Consider the following 12,912-nt stretch of genomic DNA (forward strand, 5'->3'; position numbering starts at 1 on the left):
CGCTCCTTTGGGAACGAAAAAGTGAGTGTTATCCAGGCGGTTTCAGCCCGCTCAAAGCGCAACAGTATAACGCAATAGTGCGTGTTATCCAGGCGGTTTCAGCCTGCTCAAAGCGTAACAGTATAACGCAATAGTGCGTGTTATCCGGGCGGTTTCAGCCGACTCAAAGCGCAACAGCATAACGCAATGACCGCCCTGCGCGCCAGCAATGGCGGGGCTTTGCGAGTTTATCTCACGTTGGCCAGCCGCTTGAGCGCGGCCAATAGGTGGGCGCAATGGGGATCCTCTTTGCCCTCCAACGCGCGCACGATGCGCTGCGCCACCAATCGCATGGCGGCCTGTTCGCAGCGGCGCTCCAGATCCGGTTGAATCTGTTCGCGCCACTCCTCCACCCACAACTCGGTCAACTCGGCTTTGTCGGGCAAGGGGGTCTGCTTTTCGCGCACTTCCGCCAGGGCGCGCCGGGTGGCGACCAACTCCGCCTCACGCTGACTCAGTTGATCGCGCAAACGTTGGTTCTCCCGTCGCGCCTCCATGGCGATGGCGAACAGTTCAACGGTTAAACCCGGCAGGGAGACCTCTTCAGACATCGGCGCCTCGGATTGTGCAGTCAAAGAACCAGTGCGACGGACAGTGCGTTAATTTTGACGCACTCGCCCACATCAAGCCAGTTCTCCCATGAATTCCCGTAACAGTGTGGTCGCATAAGCGCCTTTGGGCAATTCAAAGGTGAACAGCGCGTCGCGCCCCTCCCAGTCGATGCACAGATCCTTGGGAACCACCCGCAGCGCGCGGCGCTGCCCCTCCATGCGCATGGCGACCAACTGCGCCATCAACGCCTCGCCACCCAGGCTCGCCAACGCCTCGGCCTCCCACGCGCCGGGCTGGCCGTGGGGGGTAAGCATTTTCTCGCCAAACAGCGGCCCGGTGGCGTTGATCTCCCCCGCCGCAAAGCGCGCCTGCTCGGCGGCCAGATCCGCCACCGGGAAACACGCGCTCCTGCCCGCCAACTGCGCGATATCCCCTTCCAGCAACTGGGTATAGGCCCCCGCTTCAATCCGTTGGGCCAGGGTGCGATTGAACAGCTCCGAGCGCACCGAGGAGAGCATCAACCCCTTCTGATGACGGCTGATGCGCTGGGGCAGACGCCCGCGCGGCCCCGCCGCCAGCAGTTGCAGACCACTCTCCAAATTGCCGCCGCCGCGGCCAAAACGCTGCTGGCCAAAGGCGTTGGGGAAGCCATATTGACTCACCCACTGGGCGATGCTCTGCACCCGCTCGCGCAGCGTCTCGTCGGACGTTTGCGCATCCCCGCAGTCGCGTAGTCGAATCACAAAACGGTTGCCGGTGAGCTGTCCCGGCTTGATTTTTCGCGACCGCCAAACCTGATCCAGCACCCGCAGATTGCTCTCCAAACCCGCCGTCCAATCCTCCGGCAGGCCGCGCGGCGCATGGATGGAGAAGGCCTGCACGGTGATCCCCTCGCGATCCTTGAGCCCGGCATAACCGATGGCGCCGCGATTGACGCCGCTCGCCCGCGCCAGGGCGTGCGCCGCCTGATCCGTGGTGCGATCGCGCTTCTCCAGCGTCACCACACAGTGCTCGCCAGCGGGCTCGTCGCGCAGAGGGCGCACCTCAAAGACTTGAAAATCCTCCAACTCCCGTTTCAGGGAGCCGCCGATGCCGCCCAGCGTGGCGGCGGGTCCGGCCAGAGGAACCAAAATGGGCGCAACCGCCGGGTTTTCAAGCGGCGCCGTGGGTTGTCGATTTTCGTTTGACATTTCTACGCAGGATCAAGTAGGTTGCAAAAAGTCCGCTCATATGGATGCTCTCAAGTATTGATTCCCCCGCAGAAAATCGCACAGGAAAATTTCACGTTTCTCAACGTGAGGCCACTTCTTGTGATTTCTGTAGCGGATTGCCGCATGAAAGCCCATCCACGTATTGGAGCTTAACCTTGTTCGCGGCTTGGCGTGTTATCCCGGCCTGGCGAAACGGTTGCTAAACTTCGGCCACCCTCTCCCCGCCGCCACGGATGCGCGCTTGTGAGAGAAACGGCCAAACCGCGTTGCGATCGCCTCTCCGGCGGCGCCTCAATCCCAATCAATTCCCCCAAATCGAAGTCACCCCTAACGCACCCAAAATATACGCCGATGAATCTCAAAGATCTGAAATCCCTAAGCGTGGCCGAACTCTCTGGTCTGGCCGTGGAGCGCAACGTGGAAAACGCCAGCGGCTTGCGTCGCCAGGAGTTGATTTACGCGCTGCTCAAATCGGAAAGCGAAAACAACGGCCAGATCTACGGCGAAGGGGTGCTTGAAGTGCTCCAGGACGGCTTCGGCTTCCTGCGCGCGCCTGACACCAACTATCTGCCCGGCCCCGACGACATCTATGTCTCCCCCTCGCAGATCCGCCGCTTCGGTCTGCGCACCGGCGACGTGGTGGAGGGTCAGATCCGCGCCCCCAAAGAGAGCGAGCGCTACTTCGCCCTGCTGCGGGTGGAGAAGATCAACTACGAAGAGCCCGCCAAAGCGCGCGACAAGATTCTGTTCGACAACCTCACCCCGCTCTATCCCGACGAGCGGCTGCAGATGGAGGTTGAAGGCGAGTCCAACAATCTGGAGCCGCGGGTTCTGGATCTGGTCTGCCCCATCGGCAAGGGCCAACGCGGCCTGATCGTGGCGCAGCCGCGCACCGGTAAGACCATGCTCATGCAGAGCATCGCCCACTCCATCGCCAAGAACCATCCCGAGGTGGTGCTGCTGGTGCTGCTCATCGACGAGCGCCCCGAGGAAGTGACCGACATGAAGCGCTCGGTCAAAGGCGAGGTGGTCTCCTCCACCTTCGACGAACCGGCCACCCGTCACATCCAAGTGGCCGAAATGGTGCTGGAAAAGGCCAAGCGTCTGGTCGAGCACAAGCGCGACGTGGTGATTCTGCTGGACTCCATCACCCGTTTGGCGCGCGCCTACAACACCGTGGCCCCCTCCTCCGGCAAGGTGCTCTCCGGCGGTATCGACGCCAACGCCCTGCAGCGCCCCAAGCGCTTCTTCGGCGCCGCGCGGAATGTGGAAGAGGGCGGCTCGCTCACCATCATGGCCACCGCGCTGGTGGATACCGGCTCGCGCATGGACGAGGTGATCTTCGAGGAGTTCAAGGGCACCGGCAACATGGAGGTGCACCTGGATCGCAAGCTGGTGGAAAAACGCACCTTCCCGGCCATCGACATCGCCAAGTCCGGCACCCGCAAGGAGGAGCTGCTCACCGGTCGCGACGAGCTCTCCAAACTCTGGGTGTTGCGCCGCATTCTGCTGCCCATGGGCCCGCAGGACTCCATGAGTTTCCTGCTTGACAAGCTCAAGGCCACTAAGGATAATAACGAGTTTTTCGCCAGCATGAACAATTGATGTGACTTCGCACGCGCGCCAGCAGGTGGTCACCTCCTGTGAAACGCATGCAAAATCATCCGTTTGCCACACATGGAGCCACGACGGCAAAATCCGTCGGGAACAGAACGTAAGGGACGTAAGGAAATGAAAGAGGGCATTCATCCCGAGTACAAAGATGCGGTCTTCACCTGCGTGAGCTGCAACACCGAATTCCACACCAAATCCACCTCCGGGGATCTGACCCTGGGCGTGTGCTCGGCCTGCCATCCGTTCTTTACCGGCAAGCACAAGCTGGTGGACACCGCCGGCCGCGTGGAGCGTTTCCGCCGCAAGTACGGCGACCGCGCCAGCGCTTCCAACGGTTAAGCATCGCCGACCGTCTTGCCGACGGTTTGAACATCAAACGGGCGCTTGTGATCAACACAAGCGCCCGTTTTGTTTTTAGCCATGTAGAACCAAAATTGCACAGATCAGCCAATGTTTGCGTGACATAGATTGAGCTTGCGCTGACTATTGGCTGCCGACTGGTCGGCGGCGGGGTCTGGGGGCCGCGCCCCCAGCGGGTGTGGGCGGAGCCCACGGTTTGGTTGTTGATCTTGGGAGCTCGAGGGCGTAGCCCTCGATATCTTTCATGACCAATACCCAAACTGTCCGATTCTGATTTTAACTGACAATAGATTGATCTTGCGCTGACTATTGGCCGCCGACTGGTCGGCGGCGGGGTCTGGGGGCTGTGCCCCCAGCGGGGTTTGGGGCAGCGCCCCAAGGTTTGGCCGTTGGGGAGCTCGAGGGCGGAGCCCTCGACATCTTCTGATTTCAAATGTCTTATTTTGGTTTGCGGTGACTATAGCGTTGCGCCAAGCTGGCTCAGATTATCAGTTCGATCAGGGTGATATCGTCCTCAAACGCCCCTTTGCCGCCAATAAACGCCCTGATCTCATCCAATATCGACTCCAACGCCTCGCCCCGCCGAATCACCCCCAGCAGCGCCTGTTCCAGTCGCTCCACGCCAAACTGCTCCTCCTCAGCATTGGCGCTCTCGGTAATGCCATCGGTGTAGAACACGATGCGATCGCCCGCTTGCAGGGCGTAGCTCATCTGCCGCCAGATCTGCATGCCGTTCTTGACCATCCCCAAGGGAAAACAGCCGGAGCTCCATCGACTCTCCACGGCGCCATCCCGAATCAACAGACTGGGGGGCAAACCGCCATTCCACACCGAGACCCTCTGATTGGGCTCATCCACCTCCAACAACAGCGCCGCCATATAAAAACCCGTTGGCAGCTGCTCATGCAGACGCTGATTCAGCTCCTGCAGGATCATCCCCGAAGCAAAGCCTTTGGCGGTCATGGCGTGAAAGATTTTCGACACCTCCGGGGCCACGATGGCCGCAGGCAATCCATGGCCGGTGACATCCCCCAGCAGGATGTGCCGCACGCCGTCGGGACGCGCCATGGAGAGCAACAGATCGCCGCCGGTGTTATCCAATGGCAGCAGAATTTTGTGGATACTCTTCTCGTCCACCGGCGCATGCTGGCGCATTTTGTCGAGAATCTCCTCCACCATATTCTGGTCGGTCAGCAGTTTATCCTGCTGTTTACGCATCACCAGTTGGTTGCGATCATTGATGCGGTTGAGTCGGCTGATCATGCGGTCGAGCTTTTTATAGTCCTTGAGCAGCTCGGCAAACGCTGTGCGCAGTTCGCCCACATCGCTATCCTGTCGCGATAACAGCTCTTCGGCCCGCGCAATGATCTCCAATTCCGGCGCATGAGCGCTGTTTTGACCTTTGGAATCGCTCTTGTGTGTCATGCTTGGCGCTCTTGTATAGGATTTGCTTAATAAACTCGTTCGCTCATTTACGCAGCGCGCGCCTACAGGGGTCTTAATGACTCCATCACATGCTGCGTCCGAATAGTACCAAGCCCAACCCAATCCCACCAACATTCGGATTCACTGATATGGCTGCTGAACTCTCTTCACTGTGACCATTTGCCCGTCGATTTTCCTGGTTCCGCCCGTGTGTGACACCGCTCTATCTGTCTATAATCAAGCCCAGGAGTTCCCTTTTCCGCCCCGTCTGGAGCGTTGATATGCATACCCCTCGCGATCTGATTGACTCCGATCGCCGCTGTCTGTGGCACCCCTACACCCAAGAGAAGACCGCGCCGGACCCGATCCCCATCGCCAGCGCCCGCGATGCGACGCTCACCACAGTGGATGGCCGCGAGATTCTGGACCTGATCAGCTCCTGGTGGGTCACCGCCCATGGCCATGGTCACCCGGTCATCGCCGAGGCCATCGCCCAGCAGGCGCGCACCCTTGAGCAGGTGATTTTCGCCGGATTCACCCACCAACCCGCCGTTGATCTGGCGCAGCAACTGGGCGCGGCGCTGGGCCATGGCCTGACCCGCGTGTTCTTCTCCGACGACGGCTCCACGGCGGTGGAAGTCGCCCTGAAAATGGCCCTGCACGCCCATCAGAACCAAGGCCAGCCGCGCCCGCGTCTGCTTGCGTTCGAAGGCGGCTACCACGGCGACACCTGGGGCGCGATGTCGGTGGGCGGCTCTTCGGGCTACTTCGAGCCCTACCTGCGCAATGGCCTGGACGTGGCCTTCATCCCCTATCCACACACCTGGATGGGCGATCCGTTTGTAGAGGAGAAGGAGGCGCTCAGCCTGCTGCAACTGGAGGAGATTCTGCTGCACAACGCCCAGACGCCGTTCGCCGCCTGCGTTATCGAACCGCTGATTCAGGGCGCCGGCGGCATGCGGGTGTGTCGGCCTGAATTTCTGCAACGCTTGGCCAAGCGCCTTAAAGAGGCGGGCATCCTGCTGATTTTCGATGAGGTGATGACCGGATTTGGCCGCACAGGGTCGCTGTTTGCGTTTCAACAGTGTGGCGTAACCCCAGACATCATCTGCCTGTCAAAAGGGCTGACAGGGGGCTTTCTGCCCCTCTCCGCCACGGTTTGCCAGCAGTCTCTGTATGAAGCGTTCCTGGGCGACTCCTTCAACCAGGCTCTGGCCCATGGCCACTCCTTCACCGCCAACCCCATCGGTTGCGCCGCCGCCGTCGCCTCTTTGCAACTCTTCGAGCAGGAGAACACCCTGAGCAAAGTGTCGGATATCTCCTCTCTGCATCAATCGCGCATGCGTCGTTACGCTACTGGCAAACGCCCACACCCCATTGCCCAGCGTCCGCGTGTGGTCGGCTCCATGGCGGCGCTGGACATCGTCGCTGAAGATGCGGGTTATCAAGCGGAAATCGGCGATCGAATGAAACGATTCTTCCGTGAAAAGGATCTATTAATACGTCCCCTGGGCAACACGCTCTACCTGTTGCCGCCCTACTGTGTGACCCCGGAGCAGTTGCATCGGGGCTGGGACGCCATAGATGAACTGATCGAGCAACTGGAAGCCGAGCGCCGTGCAACCAACGCATCAGAAGCGTAGGCACACGACGGCCAATAGCGTTTAACCTGTGAATTTCTCAAGGAGAAGCGTCATGATCGTCGGTGTGGTCAAAGAGATTCGCACAGCGGAATCACGCGTGGCGTTGGTTCCTGCAGGGGTGGAGGTTCTTTGCGCCCATGGTCATCGTGTGTTGGTGGCGCGCGGCGCAGGAATAGGCGCAGGCTATGATGATGAATCTTATGTTCAAGCTGGCGCACAGATCACCGACGCCGCTTCCGTGTGGGGCGAAGCGGAGTTACTGCTCAAAGTCAAAGAACCGCAACCCTCTGAATTCCCTTTTCTTCGATCTGGTCTTGCGCTGTTCACCTACTTCCATTTCGCCGCCGATGAAGATCTGACCCGCGCCGTGCTGGATTCGGGTTGCGCCGCCATCGCCTATGAAACCGTTGAGGACGCTGCGGGTCGTCTGCCGCTACTGACCCCTATGAGTGAAGTGGCCGGACGTATGGCCATTCAAGAAGCCGCCAAATATCTGGAGCGCCCTCAGGGCGGACGCGGCGTGCTGTTGGGCGGCGTGCCCGGCGTCACCCCTGCATCGGTTGTGGTGCTGGGCGGCGGCGTAGTGGGAACCGAGGCCGCGCGCATGGCGGCTGGTCTGGGAGCGCGCGTCACCATCATCGATATCAGCCTGCCGCGTCTGCGCTATCTGGCCGACGTGATGCCGGCCAATGTCACCACCCTGGCCTCCTATCCGGAGAACATACGCAGCGCAGTCAAAAGCGCTGATGTGGTGGTGGGCGCGGTGCTGGTGCGTGGGGCCAAGGCGCCGCATCTGGTGGATCGTGAATTCCTGCGCCAGATGCAGCTGGGCGCGGTAGCGGTTGACCCCGCCATCGACCAGGGCGGCTGTTTTGAAACCTCGCGCCCCACCACCCATGATGCGCCAATCTATGAAGAAGAGGGGGTGGTCCACTACTGTGTAACCAACATGCCCGGCGCCGTGCCCGTCACCTCCACCGCGGCGTTGACCAACGCCACCCTCCCCTATGCCCTACGCATGGCGGATATGGGTTGGCGCGCCGCCATCGCCGCCGATGCAGGTTTGGCCAAAGGGCTCAACATCGCCGACAACGCGCTCTTTTGCCCCGGGGTTGCCGAGACCTTTGCGTTGCCACTGAGTCCTGTGGCGTCGCTGTTCCAATCTCACTAGCGGTTTGGCAATGAGCAATTTCACCTTGTTCCATTCTGCTCACCCCTGAATCGCTAGATTGTTTCGCCGCTGTGCGCGCAAGTGTGCGTGTGCTTTTTCTGCGCTCCTCGACGGCTGGACCTATTCCGTTTAACACTCTAATATTTCAGTTCTTCTTTTTTGGATTTTTCAGTCGTACATCTACTACACTGGTTTCAGCCGGAGCCTACTATGTCCGACCCCTTCTCTCTGCCCATCGACGGAGAAACACAGCTGCTAGGCGTGATTGGCGACCCCATCTCTCACACCCTCTCTCCAGCCATGCACAACCTGGCGTTGGCGCATCATGGCTTGAACATGCGTTATCTTCCGTTCCACATTACGCCTAAAGACCTGAGCTATGCGATACAAGGCTTTCGCGCCATGCGCATGGTGGGCTTCAACGCCACCATTCCGCACAAGGAGTCTCTGGTCTCCATGGTGCATCGCCTGGATCCTTCCGCTGGTCGCATTGGGGCCGTCAATACGGTTCTGATCGATAATAATCGCGAACTCATCGGCTACAACACCGATGGTTATGGCTATCTCACTGCATTAACACAAGCGTGGGGCCGTGACCCCAAAGGCGCTACTGTGCTGATGCTAGGCGCAGGCGGCGCCGCCCGCGCGATTCTCCTGACTCTGTTGGAAGCCGGCGTATCACGGATCGTGGTGGCGAATCGGACCAAAGCCCGCGCGCAAGCCCTGCTCGATGGCTTGGCGGTCCATTTTCCTAACGCCAATACCGACGCGCTCTATCTGCGCATGGCCGATCTCCCCCTGGAGCAGTGTGATCTTTTGATCAATTGCTCCAGTGTTGGCCTCCATGGCGACGCCTTTGACGGATTGGACTTATCCCGACTGCCCAGCGGCGCTTTCGTTAGCGATATCGTCTATCGTACTGAACCCACCCCCTTGCTCCAACAAGCCAGCGCGCTCAATATCCCCTGTCAGGATGGATTGGGTATGTTGGTTCACCAAGGCGCCAAGGCGTATGAAATTTGGACCGGTAAAACCATGCCCACAGATATCGTGGAGCCGTATCTTCGTAGCCTCAATGGCGCTGAATAACCCCTCTTACACACTCACTCTGGACGGGCTTCATGAGTATGAATGAGCTTCCGCGTATCGCCTTTATCGGCGGCGGCAATATGGCCACCGCCATTATCCAAGGTTTGATCACTTCAGGCGCGCAGCCTGATCGTATCTTGGTTGCAGAACCGCTAAAGCAGAAACGTCAGGAGCTCACCAACCAGTTTGGCGTTTTGCCTTTCCCTGACGCCAGCACAGCGGTGTGTGATGCCGGTGTGGTTATCCTGGCAGTGAAACCTGCTATTGTGGAAACTGTGTTAAGTCAAATTGCTGACACGCTTCTCCCCAATGCCGTGGTGATCTCCATAGCCGCTGGCGTGACCATTGACGCCATGATGAGTCTTCTTAGCGCATCGCAACCTGTGGTTCGCGTGATGCCCAACACTCCTGCCTTGGTCGCAGCTGGCATGTCTGTTCTCTGCCCAGCGCCACATACAACCGATGCTCAACTGGCTTTGGCCACGCGCATACTCGATGCCGTTGGTCAAACCGCTACGGTGCGAGATGAATCTCTCCTTGATGCGGTCACCGGTCTCTCTGGCTCAGGACCTGCTTATGTCTTCCTCATTGCAGAGGCGTTGTCAGACGCTGGGGTCTCATGCGGTTTGCCGCGTCCACTTGCCGATCAATTGGCGATCCAAACACTGCTTGGCTCTTCTCAGTTAATGTCACAGACCGGCGAACACCCTGCCGTACTAAAGTCTCAAGTCACTTCGCCAGGCGGCACAACAATCGCTGGCGTGATGACTCTGGAACAGAGCGGCGTTCGTGGCGCTTTAATGCAAGCAGTTCAGGCCGCCTGGAAGAGGTCTCAAGAATTAGGCGCGCGTTAGCCGCCATCCCTTCACACAAAAAAAGCGCCGAATCGTCGGCGCTTTTTTTGTGCGTTTTTCCGCACTATTTTTCCCCTTTTTAAATCAATCGCTAAACCTTGACATTCTCGCACCCGATGTTTTTAGCAGCTGTTATCGCCAATCGGGCTTTGAGGATAAGCGCATGCACAATGTTTCGACTTTCAAATCCGTTTCCGAATTGATTGCCGACGATACTGTCGAACGTGTTCTGCGCCGGGCCGAGGAGTCTTGCACCTTGCCCGCATCGGAGATTCAGAATGCGCGCATCGCCCTGTCTGAACTCAAAGAAGCGGCGCGTCAACAACAGCAGCATCTTCAGCATATCCGCGATGCCGCGGAACATGCATCCCGCTGTGGCGTCGCCAGTAAGCGTGGGCGCGTTGCATAACACCATCGATTCTTCTGCTATGCAAGCTTTGCATGCGGCTTGCAAAGGTAAGATTTCCATCTTACCTCTTAGCAGGACGCGATTTATGAACCGTTTGACTCAACACAGCGAAACTTCCATCTCCTGTCTGGACAAATTCCCCACGCTTCGTCCTAACACTGGTGACTCGGATCGGCATTTATTAGTCGAACTCCATACTGCATTATCGCGTTTAGACATGCTCTTAAAGCACTCGGCTCAAGCCCCTTCCTTACCAAAACCGCTATAGCTGTTTTGCTCTGATCGTATCCTTCTAGCCGTTCAATATCATACAACGTCCATTCCAGTGACCAACTTGCACACAAAATGTGAATTGTAGGTAAAGCTGCAAAGCGGTCTTTGCCTATTGATTGCGTATCCGCTACAGATCGTGCAATCACGCTCCTCTTATCATCAGGACATCATTTGCTTACGATGATTTGGCCGATGAGGAGCCTCCCCCGATCTTCGGAGAGCAACGTGCGTATAGTTATCGTCTCTGACGCTTGGCGTCCGCAACGCAATGGCGTAATTCGTGTTCTGGAAAGTTTGATTGAGTCACTGCACAAGCAGAAGCATGATGTGATCATGATCACGCCACTAGACTTCAAGACGACGCCATGCCCCACCTACCCTGAAATTCCTCTCTCGTTATTCCCTTACAGAAAATTGTCACGCCTGATGTCAGATGCCCAAGCCGACGCTTATCATATTGCTACAGAGGGACCTTTGGGGTGGGCCGCGCGCAAATGGTGCGTGAAGAATTCAGTACCCTTCACGACCGCATACCATACGAAATTTCCTGAGTATGTCCATGCACGCACAAAGCTGCCGTTGGATTGGCTCTATGCCGGGATCCGCTTTTTCCATAAACACTCGCATGTCGTCATGGCGCCTTCGCCTTCGGTCTTTCGCGAGCTCTCAGCCAAAGGATTTGATAACGTCAAACCTTGGGCGCATGGCGTCAATTCCGACGTGTTCCGGCCCTATCCCAAGGAGTACCTCGACCTTCCTCGTCCAGTTCATATGTATGTGGGCCGTATCGCTATTGAGAAAAATCTGACTGCATTCCTGGATCTGGAATTGGATGGCGGTTCAAAGGTAATCGTCGGCCGTGGACCCCAGAGAGATGAACTCGAAGCAAAATATCCGCAGGCGCACTTCTTTGACACCAACACAGATGAGACACTGGCGCGACTATTTAGCAGCGCTGATGTGTTTGTCTTCCCCAGCCTCACAGATACGTTTGGATTAGTGGTTCTTGAAGCGCTCTCTTGCGGTGTGCCTGTTGCGGCGTATCCAGTTACTGGTCCGCTGGATGTGTTGCAGCAGAAAGGGCCTATGGCAGGTCCATTAGGCGCTTTGAATGCTGATTTAAAGCTTGCGATTCAACAGGCCTTGATCAGTGGCGACCCTGAAGCTTGTCGTGAATACGCTTTGCAATACTCATGGGAACGTGTTTCACAGCAATTTCTCTCATTCTTGGCTGTTGCTCCAGACCAAGCGCAACGGGATTCCAGTGATAGCGAGCCACTCCTTTCAACTCAGGAGTGACTCTGAGCGGCTCTATAAAAAAAGGTCTGCATTAGTATGCAGACCTTTTTTAATTTCCAAGAAAGCTTTGCAGGGTTATTTGATTAGTTTCTCTCGAAATTCCTGCAGTTCAGCTTCGTCCTTAAGCGATATTTCCAGCACCATTTGATTTCGTTTTTTAGTCAGCTTGACGCTTTTGTCCAGATAGCTGGTCATCTCTTCCACAATAGAAGCAATGGAGGGATCGAGGCCAGACTCCTTGGGCTTCTTCTTAGTCTTAGCCTTTTTGTCGCTACTCTCTTCTGCGTTTTTCTCCAGGTCTTCTCTCACAATCTGCTCAACATCGCGTACAGAGAGCTCATCCTGGACTATCTGGTTTGCGACTTCAATGATCCGTCTCGAATCTTCGCCATAACCGAGCAGCGCTCGTGCGTGGCCTGCGCTGATCATCCCCTCCTCCAATAACTCAATTGCGGCTGATGGCAATTTGAGCAGTCGAAGTAGATTACTCACAGCGGTACGACTCAAGCCAATGCGTTCTGCTATTTCAGCATGGCTGTAGTTGAATTCCTGGATAAGTCTTTCATAGCCCCGTGCAGTCTCTAACGCACTAAGGTCTTGGCGTTGAATATTCTCTAGCAAGGCGACTTCCAAAGTACGGCTATCGTCCCACTCTTTGACTATGGCTGGAATCTCTTCCAATCCAGCTTCTGATGAGGCTCGCCAACGTCGTTCACCAGCTATCAGCTCATATTGTGTATCAGATTTTTTCGAGCTATTGGCCTTGCGCACAATGATCGGCTGCAAAACGCCCTGCTCTTTAATTGAACTGACCAGCTCAGCGAGTGACTCTGAGTCAAACTGTTTACGCGGCTGCCAGGGGTTCGGAGCAATGGAATCCACCCGAATATAGCGAATCCTCTGTTTTTCTTCCGCAGAATCACTATTCAGGAGTGATTCCAGACCACGACCAAGTTTTTGCTCATCACCCATT

Annotated in this window: 12 protein-coding genes; 8 read left to right on the forward strand and 4 right to left on the reverse strand. The window is 57.1% G+C overall.

Annotation, left to right across the window (positions count from 1 at the left end):
• Positions 1–227: 227 nt before the first annotated feature.
• On the reverse strand, positions 228–590 hold the full coding sequence (locus tag MAIT1_RS21165; RefSeq protein ID WP_085447145.1) for a hypothetical protein: 363 nt from the start codon (positions 588–590) through the stop codon (positions 228–230).
• Between the two features lie 72 nt (positions 591–662).
• On the reverse strand, positions 663–1,781 hold the full coding sequence (gene truD / locus MAIT1_RS21170) for a tRNA pseudouridine(13) synthase TruD (protein ID WP_085447147.1): 1,119 nt from the start codon (positions 1,779–1,781) through the stop codon (positions 663–665).
• Positions 1,782–2,153: 372 nt separating this feature from the next.
• Between truD and rho the strand changes: the two genes are divergently transcribed.
• Both rho and rpmE read left to right on the forward strand, forming a co-directional pair.
• Positions 2,154–3,407 (forward strand): transcription termination factor Rho, encoded by a 1,254-nt coding sequence (rho, locus tag MAIT1_RS21175; protein ID WP_085447149.1) that lies wholly within the window; start codon positions 2,154–2,156, stop codon positions 3,405–3,407.
• A 126-nt stretch (positions 3,408–3,533) separates the two neighbouring features.
• Positions 3,534–3,755 carry a 50S ribosomal protein L31 gene (rpmE, locus tag MAIT1_RS21180; protein ID WP_085447151.1) on the forward strand — a complete coding sequence of 74 codons (222 nt, stop codon included), beginning with the start codon at positions 3,534–3,536 and terminating at the stop codon, positions 3,753–3,755.
• Between the two features lie 501 nt (positions 3,756–4,256).
• On the opposite strand, the gene MAIT1_RS21185 is transcribed toward rpmE, so the two are convergent.
• Positions 4,257–5,201, reverse strand: a complete 945-nt coding sequence (locus MAIT1_RS21185) for a PP2C family protein-serine/threonine phosphatase (RefSeq protein WP_158089674.1) — start codon at positions 5,199–5,201, stop codon at positions 4,257–4,259.
• 281 nt (positions 5,202–5,482) lie between these two features.
• Here MAIT1_RS21185 and bioA point away from each other — a divergent pair, with 281 nt between their 5' ends.
• The 6 genes from bioA to MAIT1_RS21215 all read left to right on the forward strand — a co-directional run bounded on the left by bioA (position 5,483) and on the right by MAIT1_RS21215 (position 11,939).
• Positions 5,483–6,844, forward strand: coding sequence for an adenosylmethionine--8-amino-7-oxononanoate transaminase (gene bioA / locus MAIT1_RS21190; RefSeq protein ID WP_085447154.1), 1,362 nt, complete (start codon positions 5,483–5,485; stop codon positions 6,842–6,844).
• Between the two features lie 52 nt (positions 6,845–6,896).
• On the forward strand, positions 6,897–8,015 hold the full coding sequence (ald, locus tag MAIT1_RS21195) for an alanine dehydrogenase (RefSeq protein WP_085447156.1): 1,119 nt from the start codon (positions 6,897–6,899) through the stop codon (positions 8,013–8,015).
• Positions 8,016–8,225: 210 nt separating this feature from the next.
• The gene (aroE, locus tag MAIT1_RS21200; protein WP_085447157.1) at positions 8,226–9,104 is read left to right on the forward strand and encodes a shikimate dehydrogenase; all 879 of its coding nucleotides are present in this window, start codon (positions 8,226–8,228) and stop codon (positions 9,102–9,104) included.
• Positions 9,105–9,136: 32 nt separating this feature from the next.
• Positions 9,137–9,958, forward strand: a complete 822-nt coding sequence (gene proC, locus MAIT1_RS21205; protein WP_198947980.1) for a pyrroline-5-carboxylate reductase — start codon at positions 9,137–9,139, stop codon at positions 9,956–9,958.
• A gap of 49 nt (positions 9,959–10,007) precedes the next feature.
• Complete coding sequence (locus tag MAIT1_RS21710; protein ID WP_143814997.1) at positions 10,008–10,367, forward strand: hypothetical protein; 360 nt, start codon at positions 10,008–10,010, stop codon at positions 10,365–10,367.
• A 498-nt stretch (positions 10,368–10,865) separates the two neighbouring features.
• Positions 10,866–11,939, forward strand: a complete 1,074-nt coding sequence (locus MAIT1_RS21215; RefSeq protein WP_085447246.1) for a glycosyltransferase family 4 protein — start codon at positions 10,866–10,868, stop codon at positions 11,937–11,939.
• A gap of 75 nt (positions 11,940–12,014) precedes the next feature.
• Here MAIT1_RS21215 and MAIT1_RS21220 read toward each other — a convergent pair whose 3' ends face one another.
• The gene (locus MAIT1_RS21220) at positions 12,015–12,911 is read right to left on the reverse strand and encodes a ParB/RepB/Spo0J family partition protein (RefSeq protein ID WP_158089675.1); all 897 of its coding nucleotides are present in this window, start codon (positions 12,909–12,911) and stop codon (positions 12,015–12,017) included.
• Position 12,912: the final 1 nt, after the last annotated feature.

Origin of the sequence: Magnetofaba australis IT-1 (assembly GCF_002109495.1) — a bacterium.
Classification (GTDB): domain Bacteria; phylum Pseudomonadota; class Magnetococcia; order Magnetococcales; family Magnetococcaceae; genus Magnetofaba; species Magnetofaba australis.